This is a genomic window from Streptomyces sp. col6 (assembly GCF_008042035.1).
Classification (GTDB): domain Bacteria; phylum Actinomycetota; class Actinomycetes; order Streptomycetales; family Streptomycetaceae; genus Streptomyces.
In genome coordinates this window covers 254,546-274,296 of the sequence record NZ_RDBL01000006.1, presented here as the reverse complement: position 1 = coordinate 274,296, position 19,751 = coordinate 254,546, and the positions used below count along the sequence as shown (strand labels likewise).

General features: G+C 72.5%; 18 protein-coding genes and 2 pseudogenes. 6 read left to right on the top strand and 14 right to left on the bottom strand.

Going from position 1 to position 19,751, the window contains the following annotated elements:
* Positions 1-471, top strand: a pseudogene (locus EAO73_RS36355) (hypothetical protein); the annotation flags it as partial.
* A gap of 186 nt (positions 472-657) precedes the next feature.
* Here EAO73_RS36355 and EAO73_RS05200 read toward each other — a convergent pair.
* Positions 658-3,186: an ATP-dependent Clp protease ATP-binding subunit gene (locus EAO73_RS05200; protein WP_147970298.1), complete on the bottom strand. Its 2,529-nt coding sequence runs from the start codon at positions 3,184-3,186 to the stop codon at positions 658-660.
* A 441-nt stretch (positions 3,187-3,627) separates the two neighbouring features.
* On the opposite strand from EAO73_RS05200, the gene EAO73_RS05190 reads away from it, so the two are divergent.
* Complete coding sequence (locus EAO73_RS05190; RefSeq protein WP_147970297.1) at positions 3,628-4,239, top strand: SCO3374 family protein; 612 nt, start codon at positions 3,628-3,630, stop codon at positions 4,237-4,239.
* On the opposite strand, the gene EAO73_RS05185 is transcribed toward EAO73_RS05190, so the two are convergent.
* From EAO73_RS05185 to EAO73_RS05140, 10 genes are all read right to left on the bottom strand, one after another.
* The gene (locus EAO73_RS05185) at positions 4,218-4,553 is read right to left on the bottom strand and encodes a histone-like nucleoid-structuring protein Lsr2 (protein WP_147970296.1); all 336 of its coding nucleotides are present in this window, start codon (positions 4,551-4,553) and stop codon (positions 4,218-4,220) included. The two genes, EAO73_RS05190 and EAO73_RS05185, sit on opposite strands and share 22 nt — an antisense overlap.
* A gap of 144 nt (positions 4,554-4,697) precedes the next feature.
* The gene (locus EAO73_RS05180; protein WP_147970295.1) at positions 4,698-5,255 is read right to left on the bottom strand and encodes an amino-acid N-acetyltransferase; all 558 of its coding nucleotides are present in this window, start codon (positions 5,253-5,255) and stop codon (positions 4,698-4,700) included.
* 9 nt (positions 5,256-5,264) lie between these two features.
* The gene (locus tag EAO73_RS05175; protein ID WP_147970294.1) at positions 5,265-5,702 is read right to left on the bottom strand and encodes a BlaI/MecI/CopY family transcriptional regulator; all 438 of its coding nucleotides are present in this window, start codon (positions 5,700-5,702) and stop codon (positions 5,265-5,267) included.
* A 122-nt stretch (positions 5,703-5,824) separates the two neighbouring features.
* Positions 5,825-6,004 (bottom strand): hypothetical protein, encoded by a 180-nt coding sequence (locus tag EAO73_RS05170; RefSeq protein ID WP_093708238.1) that lies wholly within the window; start codon positions 6,002-6,004, stop codon positions 5,825-5,827.
* A gap of 43 nt (positions 6,005-6,047) precedes the next feature.
* Positions 6,048-6,626 (bottom strand): hypothetical protein, encoded by a 579-nt coding sequence (locus EAO73_RS05165; protein WP_147971395.1) that lies wholly within the window; start codon positions 6,624-6,626, stop codon positions 6,048-6,050.
* A gap of 137 nt (positions 6,627-6,763) precedes the next feature.
* Positions 6,764-7,561, bottom strand: a complete 798-nt coding sequence (locus EAO73_RS05160; RefSeq protein WP_147970293.1) for a type III pantothenate kinase — start codon at positions 7,559-7,561, stop codon at positions 6,764-6,766.
* On the bottom strand, positions 7,561-8,592 hold the full coding sequence (nadC, locus tag EAO73_RS05155) for a carboxylating nicotinate-nucleotide diphosphorylase (protein WP_147970292.1): 1,032 nt from the start codon (positions 8,590-8,592) through the stop codon (positions 7,561-7,563). Before nadC ends, EAO73_RS05160 begins: the two co-directional genes overlap by 1 nt.
* Before the next feature lie 2 nt (positions 8,593-8,594).
* Entirely contained in the window at positions 8,595-10,328 is a 1,734-nt protein-coding gene (locus EAO73_RS05150) for an L-aspartate oxidase (RefSeq protein ID WP_147970291.1), read from the bottom strand.
* The gene (gene panC / locus EAO73_RS05145) at positions 10,325-11,344 is read right to left on the bottom strand and encodes a pantoate--beta-alanine ligase (RefSeq protein WP_147970290.1); all 1,020 of its coding nucleotides are present in this window, start codon (positions 11,342-11,344) and stop codon (positions 10,325-10,327) included. The genes EAO73_RS05150 and panC overlap by 4 nt, the downstream gene beginning before the upstream one ends.
* Entirely contained in the window at positions 11,341-12,318 is a 978-nt protein-coding gene (locus EAO73_RS05140) for a Rossmann-like and DUF2520 domain-containing protein (RefSeq protein WP_147970289.1), read from the bottom strand. Before EAO73_RS05140 ends, panC begins: the two co-directional genes overlap by 4 nt.
* Before the next feature lie 166 nt (positions 12,319-12,484).
* On the opposite strand from EAO73_RS05140, the gene EAO73_RS05135 reads away from it, so the two are divergent.
* Positions 12,485-13,684, top strand: a complete 1,200-nt coding sequence (locus tag EAO73_RS05135) for a threonine aldolase family protein (protein WP_147970288.1) — start codon at positions 12,485-12,487, stop codon at positions 13,682-13,684.
* A 93-nt stretch (positions 13,685-13,777) separates the two neighbouring features.
* On the top strand, positions 13,778-14,896 hold the full coding sequence (locus tag EAO73_RS05130) for a DUF5937 family protein (RefSeq protein WP_147970287.1): 1,119 nt from the start codon (positions 13,778-13,780) through the stop codon (positions 14,894-14,896).
* A 12-nt stretch (positions 14,897-14,908) separates the two neighbouring features.
* Here EAO73_RS05130 and EAO73_RS05125 read toward each other — a convergent pair whose 3' ends face one another.
* Entirely contained in the window at positions 14,909-15,580 is a 672-nt protein-coding gene (locus EAO73_RS05125) for a response regulator (RefSeq protein WP_147970286.1), read from the bottom strand.
* A 39-nt stretch (positions 15,581-15,619) separates the two neighbouring features.
* On the bottom strand, positions 15,620-16,837 hold the full coding sequence (locus EAO73_RS05120) for a sensor histidine kinase (protein WP_147970285.1): 1,218 nt from the start codon (positions 16,835-16,837) through the stop codon (positions 15,620-15,622).
* Positions 16,838-16,933: 96 nt separating this feature from the next.
* Here EAO73_RS05120 and EAO73_RS05115 point away from each other — a divergent pair, with 96 nt between their 5' ends.
* Together EAO73_RS05115 and EAO73_RS05110 are read left to right on the top strand one after the other, a co-directional pair.
* Complete coding sequence (locus EAO73_RS05115; RefSeq protein WP_191133943.1) at positions 16,934-17,917, top strand: SAM-dependent methyltransferase; 984 nt, start codon at positions 16,934-16,936, stop codon at positions 17,915-17,917.
* A 56-nt stretch (positions 17,918-17,973) separates the two neighbouring features.
* Positions 17,974-19,116 (top strand): NADH-quinone oxidoreductase subunit D, encoded by a 1,143-nt coding sequence (locus tag EAO73_RS05110; protein ID WP_147970284.1) that lies wholly within the window; start codon positions 17,974-17,976, stop codon positions 19,114-19,116.
* Positions 19,117-19,203: 87 nt separating this feature from the next.
* Here EAO73_RS05110 and EAO73_RS05105 read toward each other — a convergent pair.
* A pseudogene (locus tag EAO73_RS05105) lies at positions 19,204-19,751 on the bottom strand (hypothetical protein); the annotation flags it as partial.

Here is a 19,751-nt window from a genome sequence, read left to right as displayed (position 1 = left end):
GGCTCGGAGAAGCCGGGGGGCGCGGCGCCCGCACCGGGCGGGAAGCCGGAGCCCGCCTGGCAGCACACCACGACGTTCGACGGACTGGCCTGGATATCCGCCGTCGCCGTGGTCGACGACGTGGTGCTCGTCTCCGGTGACCCCCTGGTGGCCCGCGACCTGACCACCGGCAAGGAGATCTGGTCCCGCGCCGAGGTCACCACCCCCGGCCGGCTCCTCCACCGGCCCGCAGGCCGCGGCCCCGGCGCCCAGCAGGGCCAGCCCCGCTCCGGCCCCGGCCAGCCTGATCATCCGCCTGCGCGACACGTCGCCTCTGCCCATGGCGTGCCCCATCCCCCTCGCCGTTCCATCTCCGAGTCCTTCGTTTGCGAACGAAAAACCTTCCCCGGGCAGGACGCCCGAGGCCGGGCCAGACTAACCAGCGATTTTTTGCCAACGCGCGTAGCGAACGCGACCGGGACGTTCCTGTGACGCGGCTGTCACCGTGCCGAGCGCACGGAGGAAACGGTGCCGTGCGCACGGAGGAAACCGTGCGCACGCCGCACGGAGAGCGGCGCGGCATGCCGAAAAGGGGCGGCCCCGGACCGGTCGAAACCGTTCCGGGGCCGCCCCTTCGGACGTTCGGGCGCTACTGCCGGGAAGGGCAGCAGCCGCCTGTCACGCCTCCTTCGACATGTTCGGGCCGGCGCCGCCTGCCGCCTGCTCGATCGGCGGGACGTCGGGCAGAGCCGACTTCTCCTCGCCGCGGAAGGTGAACTTCTGCTCGTCACCCTCGCCCTCGCTGCCGACGACCACGATGTGGCCGGGGCGCAGCTCACCGAAGAGGATCTTCTCGGAGAGGACGTCCTCGATCTCGCGCTGGATCGTCCGGCGCAGCGGCCGGGCGCCCATCACGGGGTCGTAGCCCTTCTTCGCGAGCAGCTTCTTGGCGTCCGTGCTGAGCTCGATGCCCATGTCACGGTCCTTGAGCCGCTCGTCCACCTTCGCGATCATCAGATCGACGATCTCGATGATGTCTTCCTGGCTGAGCTGGTGGAAGACGACGGTGTCGTCGACACGGTTGAGGAACTCGGGCCGGAAGTGCTGCTTGAGCTCTTCGTTGACCTTGACCTTCATCCGCTCGTAGTTGGTCTTGACGTCACCCTGGGCGGCGAAGCCCAGGTTGAAGCCCTTGGAGATGTCCCGGGTCCCGAGGTTGGTCGTCATGATGATGACCGTGTTCTTGAAGTCCACGACCCGGCCCTGGGAGTCGGTCAGGCGACCGTCCTCCAGGATCTGGAGCAGGGAGTTGAAGATGTCGGGGTGGGCCTTCTCGACCTCGTCGAAGAGGACGACGGAGAACGGCTTGCGGCGCACCTTCTCGGTGAGCTGCCCGCCCTCCTCGTAGCCCACGTAACCGGGGGGCGAACCGAAGAGACGCGAGACCGTGTGCTTCTCGCTGAACTCCGACATGTCGAGGGAGATCAGCGCGTCCTCGTCGCCGAAGAGGAACTCGGCGAGCGTCTTGGACAGCTCCGTCTTACCGACACCGGACGGGCCGGCGAAGATGAACGAGCCACCGGGGCGCTTCGGGTCCTTCAGACCGGCCCGCGTACGGCGGATCGCCTGCGAGAGGGCCTTGATGGCGTCCTTCTGCCCGATGACGCGCTTGTGGAGCTCGTCCTCCATGCGCAGCAGACGCGAGGACTCCTCCTCGGTCAGCTTGAAGACCGGGATGCCGGTGGCGGTGGCGAGGACCTCGGCGATGAGCTCGCCGTCGACCTCGGCCACGACGTCCATGTCACCGGCCTTCCACTCCTTCTCGCGCTTGGCCTTCGCCGCCAGCAGCTGCTTCTCCTTGTCGCGGAGAGAGGCCGCCTTCTCGAAGTCCTGGGAGTCGATGGCCGACTCCTTGTCGCGGCGCACGCCCGCGATCTTCTCGTCGAACTCGCGGAGGTCCGGCGGCGCGGTCATCCGGCGGATGCGCATCCGGGAACCGGCCTCGTCGATCAGGTCGATCGCCTTGTCCGGCAGGAAGCGGTCCGAGATGTAGCGGTCGGCCAGCGTCGCGGCCTGGACCAGCGCCTCGTCCGTGATGGACACGCGGTGGTGGGCCTCGTAGCGGTCGCGCAGACCCTTGAGGATCTCGATGGTGTGCGGCAGCGACGGCTCCGCGACCTGGATGGGCTGGAAGCGGCGCTCGAGAGCGGCGTCCTTCTCCAGGTGCTTGCGGTACTCGTCGAGCGTGGTCGCACCGATGGTCTGCAGCTCGCCTCGCGCCAGCATGGGCTTGAGGATGCTCGCGGCGTCGATCGCGCCCTCGGCGGCGCCCGCACCCACCAGGGTGTGGAGCTCGTCGATGAACAGGATGATGTCGCCGCGGGTGCGGATCTCCTTGAGGACCTTCTTCAGGCGCTCCTCGAAGTCACCGCGGTAGCGGGAGCCGGCGACCAGCGCGCCGAGGTCCAGGGTGTAGAGGTGCTTGTCCTTGAGGGTCTCGGGCACCTCGCCCTTGACGATGGCCTGCGCCAGGCCCTCGACGACCGCCGTCTTGCCGACGCCGGGCTCGCCGATGAGGACCGGGTTGTTCTTCGTACGGCGGGAGAGCACCTGCATGACCCGCTCGATCTCCTTCTCGCGCCCGATGACCGGGTCGAGCTTGGATTCGCGAGCGGCCTGCGTGAGGTTGCGGCCGAACTGGTCGAGCACCAGCGACGTGGAGGGCGTGCCCTCCGCGGGGCCGCCGGCGGTGGCCGCCTCCTTGCCGCCCGAGTAGCCGGACAGCAGCTGGATGACCTGCTGGCGCACCCGGTTCAGGTCGGCGCCCAGCTTCACGAGGACCTGGGCGGCGACGCCCTCGCCCTCGCGGATGAGGCCGAGCAGGATGTGCTCCGTGCCGATGTAGTTGTGGCCGAGCTGGAGGGCCTCGCGGAGCGACAGCTCCAGGACCTTCTTGGCTCGGGGCGTGAAGGGGATGTGGCCGGACGGGGCCTGCTGGCCCTGACCGATGATCTCCTCCACCTGCTGGCGGACCGCCTCGAGCGAAATCCCGAGGCTCTCCAGGGCCTTAGCGGCGACACCCTCACCCTCGTGGATCAGGCCCAGGAGGATGTGCTCGGTGCCGATGTAGTTGTGGTTGAGCATCCGGGCTTCTTCCTGAGCCAGGACGACAACCCGCCGCGCGCGGTCGGTGAACCTCTCGAACATCGTTAATCGCTCCTCAGAGCGGTCAGGCAGTAAGGGGTCGGTCCCCTCCCTGTCCTTCCGCAGCTTAGTCCCGCAAGCGGGGACCGCTCATTTCAACTGCCGACACCCGGCCTTGCTTCCTGGCGGTTCCCCCGCCCCGAACGCCGACAACTCCTCCAACCCGATGGTGCGAGACGATGTTCCCGCAGGCCAGGCCAATACCCCAGTCGCCAGTACGCCGATGGCGAACGTGAGACAGGCATGGCGTGCGTGTCGCCCCTCCCCACTAGGGATGTCTTACCCGCAATTACAGACAGTCCATGCGGCGTACGCGGGTTCCCTCCGCTACGGGCGAACATCTTCGTACTCCTGAATGCGCCCGTACGCCCCCAACCCGGACACCCTATGCGTTCGCACGTAAGCACTGCGTAACTCCGGGGGTGGATCGGGGGTTGTTCCGACATGGCCCCCACCGTCCCGCCACCCCGCGTCCCGCCGTCCGCCGAGCGGGGCGGTGATGCCCGGGGCGGGCCCTGGGGCGGGTGGTACGAGCGGGAGCTCGGCTGGGCCACGGCGGGCGGTTCGCCGGTGCGGCTGCTGACCGGGCTGCGGTTCGACGCGCTGGTCGTCCCCGCCGTCGCCGGACACGCCGCGCTGCGGCGGGTGGGCCGTACCGGGCCGGTGGCGCTCATGGGGCTGCGGATGAGCCTGCTGGTGGCGCCGGGGAGCGCGGAGGAGCTGCCGGGGCTGCTCGACTGGCTGGAGTGGAGCGGGGTCGCGCTCGCGCTGACCGGTCTGGGCGCGGGGGGCAGGATCACCGCACCGCCGCCGCCGGGCCGGCCGGTGGAGCCGGGGGCCGCCACCTGGCTGCGGCCCCCCGGGCCGTCACGGGAACAGGACGAAGCGCCGGTTCTCCCGGCCTTCTCCGGCTTCGGGAGCAGGGGTGGGGATGCTCCCGACCTCGTCCGGCTCGTGGACGCCGTGGCGACGGAATGCCACCGCGCCCGGCTGACGCGCGCACGGGCGGGCGGGTTCCCCGATGAGCCCGCGGCTCAGCCGTTGGCCTTCTCGTAAGCCTCGCGGATCTCCGCCGGAACGCGGCCGCGGTCATTCACATTGTGGCCGTTCTCGCGGGCCCACTTACGGATCTCGGCGGTGTCCTTGTTGCCACCGGAGACGGCGCGGCCCTTGCCGCGTCCCGACGCCGCGCGGCCACCGGTACGCCGGCCGTTCTTCGCGTAGGGCTCGAGAAGGGAACGCAGCTTGTCCGCGTTGCTGGTGGTGAGGTCGATCTCGTAGGACTTGCCATCCAGCGCGAACGTCACCGTCTCGTCCGCCTCGCCACCGTCGAGGTCGTCAACAAGAAGGACCTGAACCTTCTGTGCCACCGGATTTCCTTTCATCGAAAATGGAGTACGCGGAAAGGAAACCGCTTTTCCCCGGAAAACACAAACCCCCGGGAGAGGTTCAGCGGCGCAACAGGACGGGAAACGTGCGCGATTCGGACATAGGGATCGCCCTTCTTCCCGCGGTCACAGGTGCAGAAGCATCCGGCTGTTGCCCAAGGTGTTCGGCTTCACTCGTTCGAGACCCAGGAACTCCGCGACACCCTCGTCATAGGAACGCAGCAGCTCACTGTAGACATCTCCGTCGACCGGCGTCTCTCCGATCTCCACGAAGCCGTGCTTCGCGAAGAAGTCGACTTCGAAGGTGAGGCAGAAAACCCGGCGGACGCCGAGCCAGCGGGCGGTCCGCAACAGCTTGTCGAGGACTTGGTGCCCCACTCCGGCGCCCTTGATGCCGTGGTCGACGGCGAGCGTACGGACTTCGGCCAGGTCTTCCCACATCACGTGCAGTGCGCCGCAGCCGACGACCGAGGCGTCCTCGTCCCGTTCGGCGATCCAGAACTCCTGGATGTCCTCGTAAAGCGTCACCGTGGCTTTGTCGAGGAGGATGCCTTCGCGCACGTAGCCGTCGAGGAGACGGCGGACGGCCGGCACATCGCTCGTCCGTGCGCGCCGGACGGTGATGGCCATGTTTATAACCGACGGTTCGGTCTGCAAATCGGTTTGCGGAAGCTCTGAGGACATACACAGACGCTATCGCCCGGACTGCGGTCCCGCGTCATCGGCCGCTTCCGCGGCTTCGGCGGCGGGCTCCGCGCCGTCCTCGGGAAGAGTGGGCAGAACGATCCGCATCGCGTCCCGCAGAGCCTCGCGCTGCTCGGCCGACATCATCCCGAAGAACGCGACCAGCGCGGCCGCCGGGTTGTCGCTGCGCGACCAGGCTTCGTTCATCAGGGCGGCGGCGTATGCGGCACGGGTGGAGACGGCCGTATATCGATATGCGCGGCCCTCCACTTCGCGGCGGACCCAGCCCTTCTGATGGAGATTGTCCATTACCGTCATGACGGTGGTGTAGGCGATGGACCGCTCCTGCTGAAGGTCCTCCAGGACTTCCCGCACAGTGACCGGACGGTTCCATTCCCAGACCCGTGTCATCACGGCGTCCTCAAGCTCTCCCAATTGACGGGGCACAGCGTCACCTTAGTGCCAGATGTCTGGAATGCGTAGCTATTCACACAGCAAAAGGGCGTACGGCTCCTCGGGAGCCGCACGCCCTTTCGTACGCGGGTGCGCCGTAACGCGCCTCGGGAGGGTCAGGCCCCTTCGGCGCGCGGGGTTTGGTGGACCGACTCGGCGCGGCTGATCGCCGCGTCCACGGCCGCGTCCTCCTTGGCCTTGTTGGGACCGCCCTGGCTCTTGACGATCGTCACGACCAGGCCGATGAAGAAGGCGGCCATCACCACGGGGGGCACGAGCGCGGATACGTAGTCCATGCCGTCCAGAGTAGCGAGCCGCTCCCGGGCCTCCGGAGAGGCCCTACCCCGCGGCGCGCTGCGGGGGCTGCGGGACGGGCCGGCGCGGCGGGAAGACCTCCGAGGGCTTCGGGGCCGGCCGCTCGGACGGCGGTACGGGACGGGCCGGGGCCGGGGCCGGCGGGGCCTTCGGCTTGTCCGGTTCGGCGGCGCGCCCGCCGGGCAGCGCGGTCAGCCGGCTGCGGGGTGCCGGGGCGGTGGCGTGCACGGCCCGTCCGGCGAGCCGGGCGCGCACCGAGCGCTCCGCGATCGTCCGGCAGCGCTCCAGGAGCGCGGCGGCGAGGGGGCCGCCGCGCAGGGCGCGCAGCGCGGCCAGGTCCTCGGGGCGGGGGTCGTATCCGGCGGCCAGGGCGTCCTGGAGGAGTTCCAGGTAGCCGGCGAGGGAGCCGGGGAGGGCGTCGCGGTAGCGGGCGAGGTCGGCGAGGAGGAAGGCGCGCAGCCGTCCGGCCTCGTCGACCGCCTCGTCCACGGAGCCCGCCAGCCGCAGGCAGTCCTGGACATCCTCGTCGGGCAGGGGCGCGGGGTGCAGGGCGAAGGCGAGGGCGCGTCGGAGCACTCGCAGCTCGTCCGCGCTGAACGCCATACCGCCGCGTGATCCGTAGGGCGTGGGCATGACGCGACAATACGTGCTAAAGGGACAAAATCCGCTTAACTGGTCGTCGATGGCGCGGCGGCTCCGGGGAGCCGCCGCGCGGGGAACCGCCGGTCAGGGCCGGTTCGCTACAACCGGGACACGTTGCGCTCGTACACGAGGCGCAGTCCGATGAGGGTCAGCCAGGGCTCGTGCTCGTCGATGACGGAGGACTCGCCGAGCACCATCGGAGCAAGGCCGCCGGTCGCGATGACGGTGACGTCGTCCGGGTCGGCCGCCAGCTCCTTCTTCATCCGCTCCACGACCCCGTCGACCTGGCCGGCGAAGCCGTAGATGATGCCCGCCTGCATGGCCTCGACGGTGTTCTTGCCGATGACGCTGCGCGGCCGGGCCAGCTCGATCTTGCGCAGCTGGGCGCCCTTGACGCCCAGCGCCTCGACCGAGATCTCGATGCCGGGCGAGATGACGCCGCCGGTGTACTCGCCCCGGGCCGAGACCGCGTCGAAGGTGGTGGCCGTGCCGAAGTCGACGACGATGGCCGGACCTCCGTACAGGTCGACGGCGGCGACCGCGTTGATGATGCGGTCCGCGCCGACCTCCTTCGGGTTGTCCATCAGGATCGGCACCCCGGTCTTGATGCCCGGCTCCACGAGCACGGCGGGGACGTCGCCGTAGTAGCGGCGGGTCACCTCGCGCAGCTCGTGCAGCACGGCCGGGACCGTGGAGCAGATCGCGATGCCCTCGATGCCGTCGCCCAGCTCCATGCCGAGCAGCGGGTGCATGCCCATCAGGCCCTGGAGCAGCACCGCGAGCTCGTCGGCGGTGCGGCGGGAGTCGGTGGAGATCCGCCAGTGCTCGACGATCTCCTCGCCGTCGAACAGGCCGAGGACGGTGTGGGTGTTCCCGACGTCGATGGTGAGCAGCATCAGGCGCCGGCCCCGTCGGTGTCGCGGAAGTCCAGGCCGATGTCCAGGATCGGCGAGGAGTGGGTCAGCGCGCCGACCGCCAGGTAGTCCACGCCGGCCTCCGCGTAGGCGCGGGCCGAGTCGAGGGTGAGCCGGCCGGAGGACTCCAGGACCGCGCGTCCGCCGGTCAGGGCGACCGCGTCGGCGGTCTCGGCCGGGGTGAAGTTGTCCAGCAGGATCAGGTCGGCTCCCGCGTCCAGCACCTCGGTGAGCTGGGCCGGCGTGTCGACCTCGACCTCGATCGCCAGGTCCGGGAACTCCTCCCTGACCCGCTTGAACGCCTCGGCGACCCCGCCGGCCGCGATGACGTGGTTGTCCTTGACGAGCGCGGCGTCGGACAGCGAGAACCGGTGGTTGACGCCGCCGCCGCAGCGCACCGCGTACTTCTCCAGGGCGCGCAGGCCCGGGGTCGTCTTGCGGGTGTCGCGGACCTCGGCCTTCGTGCCCTCCAGTACGTCGGCCCAGGCGCGGGTCGCGGTGGCGATCCCGGAGAGCCGGCAGAGCAGGTTGAGGGCGCTGCGCTCGCCGGTGAGCAGGTCGCGGGTGCGGGTGGTGACGGTCAGCAGCTTCTGGCCGGGAACGACGCGGTCGCCGTCCTCGACGTGCCGCTCGACCTCGAACTCGGAGGTGCACACGATCGACAGGACCGCCTCCGCCACGCGCAGACCGGCCACCACACCCGCCTCGCGGGCGGTGAAGTCACCGGTGGCCATGGCGTCCTCGGCGACGGTGGCGACGGTCGTGACATCCACCCCGCCGTCCAGGTCCTCCGCGATGGCCAGGTGCGCGATGTCCTCGACCTGGATGGGGTCCAGGCCGGAGTCGGCGAGGAGCTGGGCGAGCGCGGGGTCGAGCCCGCACTCCTCGAACTCTTCCTCGCCACCGCAGCCGCAGCCGTCGCCGCAGCCGCCCGCGGCGGGTGCGGGCGCGCCGACCCGGATCAGCGGTACGTCCACGGGAGTGGGGCGCGGATTCTCTTCGGGCGTGCTCACGGTTACGGCTCCTCGGGAGTGGGGTGGGTGGTGCTTGTCGCTGCGCAGTCTGCTGCCCCGGGCGCGTCCACGGGCCCGAACGCCTCGGTATCCGTCCGACGGAGGACGAGGCTCCGGTCGGAGTCGAGCCGTACGACGAGGTGGCGGCGCCACTGCGCGTCGTCGCGCTCGGGCCGGTCCTCGCGCCAGTGGCAGCCGCGGGTCTCCTCGCGCTGCCGGGCGGCGGCGACCAGGACCCGGGAGACCAGCAGCAGGTTGGTGGCCTCCCACGCCTCGACCCCGGGCTCCGCGCTCTTCGGCTCGGCGGCCCCGGCCTTCAGGCAGGCGCTGCGGTGCAGGTCCTCCAGTTCGCCGGCGGCCGTGGTGAGACTCGGAGCGGAGCGCAGGACACCCGCGCCGCGCGTCATGATCCGCTGGATCGTGGTCCGGGCCTCGGGGGCCAGGAGCGGGGAGAGCACCGGCTCCCGGTCGACGGCCTCGCCCGCGCGGGGGCGGTCGGCGACGATGTCGGCGGCGATGCGCTCGGCGAAGACGAGCCCTTCGAGCAGCGAGTTGGACGCGAGGCGGTTGGCCCCGTGCACCCCGGTGCAGGCGACCTCGCCGCAGGCGTACAGGCCGGGCACGGTCGTACGGCCCCGCAGGTCGGTGCGGACACCGCCGGAGGCGTAGTGCGCGGCGGGGGCCACGGGGATGGGCTCGGTGACCGGGTCGATGCCGTGGGCCCGGCAGGCGGCCAGGATGGTCGGGAAGCGCTGCTCCCACATCTCGGCGCCGAAGTGGCGGCCGTCGAGGTACATGTGGTCGGTGCCGTTGAGCTGCATCTGGCGGGTGATGGCCTTGGCGACGATGTCGCGCGGGGCCAGCTCCGCCAGTTCGTGCTGCCCGAGCATGAAGCGCGTGCCGGAGGCGTCGATGAGGTGGGCGCCCTCGCCCCGTACCGCTTCCGAGACCAGTGGCTGCTGGCCCTCGGAGCCGGCGCCGAGGAAGAGGACGGTGGGGTGGAACTGGACGAATTCGAGGTCCGCCACCTCCGCGCCGGCCCGCAGCGCCAGCGCCACGCCGTCGCCGGTGGAGACCGAGGGGTTGGTCGTGGCGGCGAAGACCTGGCCCATGCCGCCGGTGGCCAGGACGACGGCCGGGGCGTTGACCGCGCCGACCCCGTCGTGCTGGCCCTCGCCCATGACGTGCAGGGTGACCCCGGCGGTACGGCCTTCGGCGTCGGTGAGGAGGTCGAGCACGAGGGCGTTCTCGACGGTGTGCAGGGCGGCCGCGCGGACCGCCTCCACCAGGGCGCGGGAGACCTCGGCGCCGGTTGCGTCGCCGCCCGCGTGCACGATGCGGCGGCGGTGGTGGCCGCCCTCGCGGGTCAGCGCGACGGAGCCGTCCTCGGCGGTGTCGAAACGGGCGCCGGTCCCCATGAGGCGGCGCACCGCACCGGGGCCCTCGGTGACCAGGGTCCGCACAGCGGCCTCGTCGCAGAGGCCGACGCCGGCGACCAGGGTGTCGTCCAGGTGCTGTTCGGGGGTGTCGCCCTCGCCGAGCGCCGCGGCGATACCGCCCTGGGCCCAGCGGGTGGAGCCGGCGTCCAGGCGGGCCTTGGTCACGACGACGGTGGCGAGGCCCGCCGCCGCGCAGCGCAGCGCGGTGGTGAGCCCGGCGACTCCGGAGCCGACGACCACGACGTCGGCGTCGATGGACCAGCCGGGCGCGGGGGCGGTCAGCCGTATTCCGGTCACGATGTCGCTCCGAATCCGAAGGTGAGGGGGATGTTGTCGATGAGGCGGGTGGCACCGACCCGGGCGGCGACGGCCAGGATCGCCTCGCCGGACGTCCGGTCGTCGGGGACCTCGGTGAAGTCGGCCGGGTCCACGAGCGCCACGTAGTCCAGGTCGAGCGGCGGGCTCGCGGCGCCCGCGTCCTCCAGGACCGCACGGGCGGCGGCCCGCACAGCGGCGGGTCCGGCGTCCGGGCGGGCGCGGGCCACCGCCTGGGCGTCGGCCGCGAGACGGGCCTCGCCGAGCCGGTTGAGCCCGGCGGCCCGGTCCTCGGTCGCCCCGGTGGCCCGGGCACGGGCGTGCAGCGCCTGCTGGGCGGCGAGGCGGTCACGGGCCGCGAACAGGGCCCGCGACAGGGCGAGCGCGGTGCGGCGCTCGTGGGCGTCGAGGAAGCGGTTGCGGCTGGAGAGCGCGAGGCCGTCCGGCTCCCGGACCGTCTCGACGCCGGCGATCTCCACCGGGAAGTTCAGATCGCGGGCCATGCGCCGGATCAGGGCCAGCTGCTGGGCGTCCTTCTGCCCGAAGAACGCGGTGTCGGGGCGGGTGAGGTGGAGCAGTTTGGCGACGACGGTGAGCATGCCGTCGAAGTGGCCGGGGCGCGACGCCCCTTCCAGCCGCTCGCCCATCGGGCCCGCCGAGATCCGGACCTGCGGCTCGCCGCCCGGGTAGACCTCGTCGACGGAGGGCGCGAAGACCACGTCGGCGCCCGCCGCTCCGGCCACCGAGAGATCGGCTTCGAGCGTGCGCGGGTAGCGGTCGAGGTCGGCGGCCTCGCCGAACTGGAGCGGGTTGACGAAGACGGTGGCGACGACCTGCCCGGCCGGGCCCGCGTGGGCGCGGGCGGCGCGGATCAGGGAGGCGTGGCCCTCGTGGAGGGCGCCCATTGTCATGACGACGGCCCGCCGCCCCTCGGGGGCGTACGCGTGCAGCTGGGCGGCCGTGTTCAGGAGGGCCGGAACGGATGTGGTCGCGGTCATCGGGACTCCTCCGGTCCGCCGCCGGTGTCGCCGGGAGGGTTCGGGCCGCCGTCCGGGCCGGTGCCGCCGTCCGCCAGGACGCCGAGCAGGTCCTCGGCCAGCTCCGGCTTGAGCAGGCCGTGGGCGAGGGCGCGGTCCGCCGTGGCGCGGGCCATCGCGACGTAACCGGCGACCGCCTGCGGGGCGTGGGTGCGCAGCTCGCCGATGTGCGCGGCGACCGTGCCGGCGTCGCCGCGGGCGACCGGGCCGGTGAGCGCCGCGTCGCCGGAGCGCAGGGCGTTGTCCAGGGCGGCGCCGAGCAGGGGGCCGAGCATCCGGTCGGGGGCGGTGACCCCGGCGGTGCGCAGCAGCTCCATCGACTGGGCGACCAGCGTGACCAGGTGGTTCGCGCCGAGCGCGAGGGCCGCGTGGTAGAGCGGACGGGACTCCTCCGCGACCCACTCCGGCTCGCCGCCCATCTCGATCACCAGCGCCTCGGCGGCGAGCCGCAGCTCGTCGGGCGCGGTGACCCCGAAGGAGCAGCCGGCCAGCCGCTGGACGTCCACGGAGGTACCGGTGAACGTCATCGCCGGGTGCAGGGCGAGCGGCAGGGCGCCGGCCCGCCGCGCGGGGTCCAGCACCTTCGTCCCGTACCTCCCCGAGGTGTGGACGAGGAGCTGTCCGGGGCGGACGGCGCCGGTCTCGGCCAGCCCCTCGACGAGCCCGGGGAGGGCGTCGTCGGGGACGGTCAGCAGGACCAGCTCGGCGCGTGCGAGGACGTCGGCGGGTGGGACGAGGGGGACGTCGGGGAGCAGGTCGGCCGCGCGCCGCACGGAGGCGTCGGAGACACCCGAGACGGCGACCGGGCGGTGTCCGGCGAGGGCGAGGGACGCGGCCAGGGCGGGGCCGACGCGGCCCGCCCCCACCACGCCGACGGTGAGCCGGGCGGGGCGGCCCCTCGCGTCGAGGGGGTCCTTGGGAGCTGTTGCGTTCACACTGCGGGCCTTCCGTTCCAGTCCGCGGGGGGTACCGGACGATTCCTCTGCATGCTACGCCAGCGTCCGCCCCGCCACTCCGGCTGTCCACAGGCTGTGGATACCGCGCTCGGCGGGCGCCGGAAACCGCCTGGGCAGGTCCGGCGTTCTGCGTGATGATCGTCCCATGGCATACATGAACACGCAGGTGAAGGAAGGGGCGGCGGACGAGGGCGCGGCCGGGGACGGCGAGGCCTGGCGGCTGCGCCGGCTCGCCGCGTGGCGACAGGCCGGGCGCATCCTGTCCCGTCTTCCCCAGGACGGCACGCTCGGCGATCAGCTGGCCGCCCTGGCGGCGGACGCCGGGGCGGTCACCGATCCCGGCCTGGCCGCGGACATCTACGGGAACGGCGTCGTCGGCGAGCTGGAGCAGCGGGTCGCCGGGCTGCTGGGCACGGAGGCCGCCGCGTTCTTCCCGACCGGGACGATGGCCCAGCAGGTCGCGCTGCGCTGCTGGGCGGGCCGCACCGGCAACGCCACCGTGGCCCTCCACCCCCTCGCCCACCCCGAGGTGCACGAGGGCGGTGCCCTGGGGGTGGTGAGCGGGCTGCGCACCGTCCACCCGGCGTCCGGCCCGCGGCTGCCCACGGCGGACGAGATCCGCGACTTCCCGGAGCCGTTCGGCACGCTGATGCTGGAGCTGCCGCTGCGGGACGCCGGTTTCGTGCTGCCCACGTGGGAGGAGCTGGAGGCCGTGGTGGCCGCCGCGCGCGAGCGGGACGCGGTGGTCCACTTCGACGGGGCCCGGCTGTGGGAGTGCGCCACGCATTTCGGGCGCGGGCTGCCGGAGATCGCCGCGCTCGCGGACAGCGTGTACGTGTCGTTCTACAAGTCCCTCGGCGGGATCTCGGGTGCCGTGCTCGCCGGTTCCGCCTCGCTGGTCGAGGAGGCCCGCGTCTGGCGGCACCGGTACGGCGGCCTGCCGTTCCAGCAGTTCCCGGCGGCGGTGGCGGCCCTGGCGGGGCTGGACCGTGAGCTGCCGAAGCTGCCCTCGTACGTGGCCCACGCCAAGGTGGTGGCCGAGGCGCTGACCGAGGGGTTCACGCAGGCCGGCGCGGGCTGGTTCCGGGTGCGTCCGGAGCCGCCGCAGACCCACCAGTTCCAGGTGTGGCTGCCGTACGGGGCCGACGAGCTGACGGAGGCGTCGGTGCGGCAGGCGGAGGAGACGGGTACGGCCCTCTTCCGCCGCTGGTTCACGCCCGGCACCGGTGCGCCCGGGGTGTCGTTCACCGAGGTGACCGTGACGGAGGCCGGGCTGGAGTGGACGGCCCGGGACGTACGGGACGCGGTGGCCGCGCTTCTGGAGCGGGTGCCGGGGAAGAGCTGAGCCGTCCCCCGGACGGCTCCGGTCGAGGACGCGGATTGACGCCCGCCGTCAATCCGCGTCCGGACTGTCGTACCCACCCGGCACCATGGACGGGTGAGCGTCTCCATCGACATCGCGGGGCTCGACCCCGGTCTCATCGTCTTCCGGACCTCCCCGCTCGTCGAGCTGGGGGTGGCCCTGCACGCGCTCTCCGAGCCGGGGCACCACCCGGGTCTGCACGGCTGGGCGACGGCCACCACCACGGCCCTGGAACCCGACCTCGCCGACCGGCTGCACGAGGCGGAGTTCCTGTGGCGGAACACCTTCTCGGACATCTTCATGCCGTCCGCCGGGGTCGTCGGCGGCGACGGCATGCCGGGCGACAGCCTCGCCGCCGAGCTGGACATCCTGGACCGTCTCGACGACGACCGGTTCGTCTCCGCCGCCCTGGAGTTCACCTGTGCCGCGTTCTACGGGACCGGCGCGGCCTCGCCGCTGCGCAACACGGAGGCCCGCACCCGCGCGCTGGACATGGCGGCGGCGCGCGGCCCGCGCCAGGTCGACTTCACCAAGCGGCTGCTGGCCGACCCCGCTCCCGTACGGCGCTGGCTGCGACGCCTGTTCGAGGACTGCGACCAGGCGTTCTTCGCGGACACCTGGGAGCGGACGCGCGTCCAGCTGGTGGCCGACGCGCGGCACAAGACGGACCTGCTGCGGCGCAAGGGGATCACCGAGGCGATACGGGCGGTCTCGCCGGCGCTCTCGCTCGACGCGGACGGCGGCCGGATCGGCGTCGACAAGCTGGTCGAGGGGGCGACCACCGCGACGGATCCCGCCGTCGGCCCCGGGCTCACCCTGATCCCGACCAGCTTCGGCTGGCCGCATCTGATGGTGCTGCACGCCCCGGGCTGGCGACCGGTGATCCACTATCCGGTGCACCGGCCGGAGCTGCCCACGCCCGCCTCGGTGGAGCTGCTCCAGCTGCGGATGGAGGCGCTGGCGCACCCGATGCGGATGCGGCTGTGCCGGAACATCGCGCGTTCCCCGTACACGACCGGCGAACTGGCCGACACCAACGGGATCACCCCGCCCGAGGTCTCCCGCCATCTCTCGGTGCTCAAGAAGGCCGGTCTCGTCACGACCCGGCGGCGGGGGCGGTACGTCCTGCACCAGCTGGACCTGACGGTGGTGGCCCGGCTCGGCAGCGACTTCCTGGAGGGGATCCTGCGCTGAACGGGCGGCGCCTCAGCCCGCGCCGCCGGCGCGCACCAGGCCCGTCTCGTACGCGAGGACGACGACCTGCACCCGGTCGCGCAGGGACAGCTTGGTCAGGATGCGGCCGACGTGCGTCTTCACGGTCGCCTCGGAGAGCACCAGGCGGCCCGCGATCTCGCCGTTCGACAGGCCCTGGGCGACCAGCAGCATCACCTCGCGCTCGCGTTCGGTGAGCTTGGCGACGTCCTTGTGCTGCGGCTCCGGCGTACCGCTGGGCAGCATCGGCGAGAACCGGTCGAGCAGCCGGCGGGTGGTGGACGGGGCGACGACCGCGTCCCCGCTGTGCACGGAGCGGATCGCGGCCAGCAGTTCGCCCGGCGGCACGTCCTTCAGCATGAAGCCGCTGGCCCCGGCCTTGAGCCCGGAGAACGCGTACTCGTCGAGGTCGAACGTCGTCAGGATCAGCACCTTCGGCGGGTCCGGCTGCGCACAGATGCGGCTGGTGGCCTCGACACCGTCCAGTCTCGGCATGCGTACGTCCATCAGCACCACGTCCACGGCGGTGGAGCGCAGGATCTCGATCGCCTCCGCGCCGTCACCGGCCTCGGCGACCACCTCCATGTCGGGCTGTGCCGCCAGCACCATCCGGAAGCCGGTGCGCAGCAGCGCCTGGTCGTCGACGAGCATCACGCGGATCGCCATGGGGGTTGTGTCTCTCCTCATTCGTCAGTGGCCGGCTCGTCAGTGGTCCGCGGCCTTGAGCGGCAGCAGTGCGCTGATCCGGAATCCTCCGCCGGGGCGCGGTCCGGCGTCCAGTGTGCCGCCGACCATGCCGACCCGTTCCCGCATGCCGATCATGCCGTGGCCGGCGCCGTCGGCGCCCCCGTCCTCGTACAGCTCGTGCGCGGCGCCCCGGCCGTCGTCCTCGACCAGCAGGCCGAGCCCGTCGTCGAAGTAGACCAGCCGCACACTGGCCCCGGCCTGCGGGCCGCCGTGCTTGCGCGTGTTGGTCAGCGCCTCCTGCACGATGCGGTACGCGGTCAGCTCGACGCCGCTGGGCAACGGGCGGGCGGTCCCCTCGACCTTGAAGTCCACCGCCAGGCCGGCCGCCCTGACCTGGTCGATCAGTTCCTCGATCTGCTCGACGTCGGGCTGCGGGACGTACTCCCCGCTCTCCTGCGCGTCCCCCGTCCGCAGCACCCCGAGCAGCCGCCGCATCTCCGCGAGCGCCTGCCGGCCGGTGCCGGAGATGGTCTCCAGGGCCTGCCGGGCCTGGTCCGGTGCCGCGTCCATGACGTAGGCGGCCCCGTCGGCCTGCACCACCATCACCGAGACGTTGTGCGCGACGACGTCGTGGAGCTCGCGGGCGATCCGGGCCCGCTCGGCGGCCACCGCGACCTTCGACTGGGCCTCCCGCTCCCGCTCCAGCCGGGCCGCCCGCTCCTCCAGCTGGTCGAAGTAGGCCCGCCGGGTCCGCATCGAGTCGCCGAGCACCCAGGCCAGCACGAACGGCACGGTCATCACGACGACGACGAACACGGCCTGCGCCCAGCTGCGCGTCGGCTCCTCCTCGTTCGGCCAGCGGAGCTGGGAGAGCGTGGCCGCGGTCAGGCTGCACGCCAGGGCGAGCCGGGAGGCCCAGCGCTCACCGACGGTGGCCACCGTGAAGGTGATCACGAGCATGGCGAAGTTCGCGACGGTCGGCCGCACCCCGAAGAGCAGCTGGAGGACGCCCATCGCGATGGCGAGCAGCAGCATCTTCTCCGGCGCGCGCCGGCGCAGGGCGACGACGAGGCAGAGACCGATGACGACCGGCACGATCGCGATGCGTTCGAGACGCCCGCCGTGCCCGACGTCGCCGACCACGATGGTCATGCCGGACAGCCCGAGGAGGAAGACAGCCCAGAAGCTGTCGACGCCCGTCGGGTGTCTGCGGATGAAATCGTAGAGGCGCTGCACGTAACCCAGCGTAGGGAAGGACGAGGGGGTGCCGGGTCAGCCGAAGGGTCGATCCGGGTCCTGGGACCGTACTCCCCAAGGTGGAGACTGGGAAACGTGATGGATGAGTGGCGCGAGTGGCGGGAGGCGGCCGAGGCCGCGCTCTACGGCGACGGGGGCTTCTACCTGCGCCCCGAGGGTCCCGCGGGCCACTTCCGCACCTCGGTGCACGCCTCCCCGCTGTTCTCCTCGGCGGTCGCCCGGCTGCTGGTCCGTACGGCGGCGGAGCTGGGCACCGCGGACGTGGACCTGGTCGACATGGCCGCCGGGCGCGGGGAACTGGTGACCGGCGTGCTCGCGGCACTGCCCGCCGAGGGCGGCGCGGGCCTCACCGTACGGGCGTACGCCGTGGAGCTCGCCGCCCGCCCGGAGGGCCTGGACCTCCGGGTGGAGTGGTGCGCCGAGCCGCCGCGCGGGACGCGCGGGCTGCTGTTCGCCAACGAGTGGCTGGACAACGTGCCGCTGTCCGTGGCGGAGACGGACGCCGAGGGCGTCGACCGGTACGTGGAGGTGCGGACCTCCGACGGCGCGGAGCGGCTGGGCGCACCGGTGACCGGCGCGGACGCGGCGTGGCTGCGCCGCTGGTGGCCGTCGGCGGGTCCGGGCAGCCGGGCGGAGATCGGCCGCCCGCGCGACGAGGCGTGGGCGGACGCGGTGTCGTCCCTGTCCGCCGGGCTCGCGGTGGCCGTGGACTACACGCACCTACGCGGAGAGCGCCCGCCGTACGGCACGCTCACCGGTTTCCGGGCCGGGCGCGAGGTGCGGCCGGTGCCGGACGGGAGCTGCGACCTGACGGCGCACGTGGCGCTGGACGCGTGCGCGGCGGCGAGCGGGCCGGACGCGGAACTGCGCACCCAGCGCGAGGCCTTGGCGTCCCTGGGCATCAGCGGCGGACGCCCCCCGCTGACCCTGGCGTCGACGGACCCGGCCGCGTACGTCCGCGCCCTGTCCTCGGCGGGCCAGGCGGCGGAACTCACGGCAAGAGGCGGCCTGGGCGACTTCGGCTGGCTCAGCCACGTCGTCAGCCCCTCCGGCGATTGAGGAGCGGGGTCCGGGGCAGCGCCCCGGGCAACGGCGCGGCACGCAATAATCGCCCCATGACGGAGACGACCATCGGCATCGGCGGCGCAGCCGAAAGCACCGACATGGTGCTCAACATCGGCCCCCAGCACCCCTCCACCCACGGCGTGCTCCGACTCCGCATCGTCCTGGACGGCGAACGCGTCCAGCACGCCGAACCGGTCGTCGGCTACATGCACCGCGGCGCGGAGAAGCTGTTCGAGGCCCGCGACTACCGCCAGATCATCATGCTCGCCAACCGCCACGACTGGCTCTCCGCGTTCTCCAACGAGCTGGGCGTCGTGATGGCCGTGGAGCGCATGCTCGGCATGGAGGTCCCCGAGCGCGCCGTCTGGATCCGCACCCTGCTCGCCGAGCTGAACCGGGTCCTCAACCACCTGATGTTCCTCGGCTCGTACCCGCTGGAACTGGGCGGGATCACCCCGGTGTTCCACGCGTTCCGCGAGCGCGAGGAGCTGCAGGCCGTGATGGAGGAGGTCTCCGGCGGCCGGATGCACTACATGTTCAACCGGGTGGGCGGCCTCAAGGAGGACCTGCCGGCCGGCTGGCTGGGCCGCACCCGGGACGCCGTCGCCTCGGTCCGCTCCCGGATGGACGTGTACGACGGACTGGTCCTCGGCAACGAGATCTTCCGGGGCCGCACCCGGGGCGTCGGCGTGCTGTCGGCCGGAGCGGTGCACGCGTACGGGGTGTCGGGGCCGATCGCCCGCGCCTCCGGCGTCGACTTCGACCTGCGGCGCGACGAGCCGTATCTCGCGTACGGGGAGCTGCGGGACACCCTGAAGGTCGTCACCCGGACCGAGGGCGACTGCCTGGCCCGGTTCGAGTGCCTGCTGGAGCAGACGCACAACGCGCTGGACCTCGCGGACGCCTGCCTGGACCGGATGGCCGACCTGGCGCCGGGTCCGGTCAACCAGCGGCTGCCCAAGGTCCTGAAGGCCCCCGAGGGCCACACCTACGCCTGGACCGAGAACCCGCTCGGCGTCAACGGCTACTACCTGGTGTCCAAGGGCGAGAAGACGCCGTACCGGCTGAAGCTGCGCTCGGCCTCGTTCAACAACATCCAGGCGCTCACCGAACTCCTGCCGGGCACGCTGGTCGCGGACATGGTCGCGATCCTGGGCTCGCTGTTCTTCGTCGTCGGCGACATCGACAAGTAGGCGGGCGGGAACGACGCGACGGCCGCCACCCGGACTCCGGGTGGCGGCCGTCGTGCTGCCTTATGCGGTACGCCGTCGCGGTGCGCGTTACGAGATCGCGCTACGCAGTTCCGCGACGTCCAGCTGCTCCGTCTCGTCGTGCGCGGTGAGGTCGATGACCTTGCCGACGGCGCGGTCCTGCGACGCGTCCGAGCGGTGCGCGGCCAGCGCCTCCTCGCCCACGACGTCGGCCAGGTCCTCGTTCTGCACGGACTCCAGCGCGGCGCGCTCGATCGCGGCGGGCACCGCCTTGTGCGTACCGAAGAAGTCGAAGCTGCCCTGCGGCACCAGGTGCCGGCGGGACGCCGCGTACGGGACGACCGCGCTGGCAGCCGGCACCGGGCGCGCGGCGGGCACGGGGGCGGCGGGCCGGGGCGCGGGCAGGGCGGCCTGCGGACCGCGGTCCTGGCCTGCTCCGGTCCCGGACGGCTCGGTGGCGGCGTGCCTGCCCTGCCGCTCCTCCGTCTCCCGGGCGCGCTCGGCGAGGTCCCGCTTCCTGGCCTCCTCGGCGGTGCGCCGGGCCTCCTGGAGCGCCGCGTTGCGCGGGAGGTCGGCCAGCGCGCGGGCGGCGCGGGCGTACGCGTCGGGGGTGGGGG

Bases quoted from the DNA above. Each gene is read 5' to 3' on its own strand.
- EAO73_RS05170 (WP_093708238.1), bottom strand. From the start codon at position 6,004: ATGGACTACGTATCCGCGCTCGTGCCCCCCGTGGTGATGGCCGCCTTC.
- EAO73_RS05135 (WP_147970288.1), top strand. From the start codon at position 12,485: ATGGCATACATGAACACGCAGGTGAAGGAAGGGGCGGCGGACGAGGGC.
- panC (WP_147970290.1), bottom strand. From the start codon at position 11,344: ATGACCGCGACCACATCCGTTCCGGCCCTCCTGAACACGGCCGCCCAG.
- EAO73_RS05110 (WP_147970284.1), top strand. From the start codon at position 17,974: ATGACGGAGACGACCATCGGCATCGGCGGCGCAGCCGAAAGCACCGAC.
- EAO73_RS05160 (WP_147970293.1), bottom strand. From the start codon at position 7,561: ATGCTGCTCACCATCGACGTCGGGAACACCCACACCGTCCTCGGCCTG.
- EAO73_RS05165 (WP_147971395.1), bottom strand. From the start codon at position 6,626: ATGGCGTTCAGCGCGGACGAGCTGCGAGTGCTCCGACGCGCCCTCGCC.
- EAO73_RS05200 (WP_147970298.1), bottom strand. From the start codon at position 3,186: ATGTTCGAGAGGTTCACCGACCGCGCGCGGCGGGTTGTCGTCCTGGCT.
- EAO73_RS05180 (WP_147970295.1), bottom strand. From the start codon at position 5,255: ATGTCCTCAGAGCTTCCGCAAACCGATTTGCAGACCGAACCGTCGGTT.
- EAO73_RS05190 (WP_147970297.1), top strand. From the start codon at position 3,628: ATGGCCCCCACCGTCCCGCCACCCCGCGTCCCGCCGTCCGCCGAGCGG.
- EAO73_RS05125 (WP_147970286.1), bottom strand. From the start codon at position 15,580: ATGGCGATCCGCGTGATGCTCGTCGACGACCAGGCGCTGCTGCGCACC.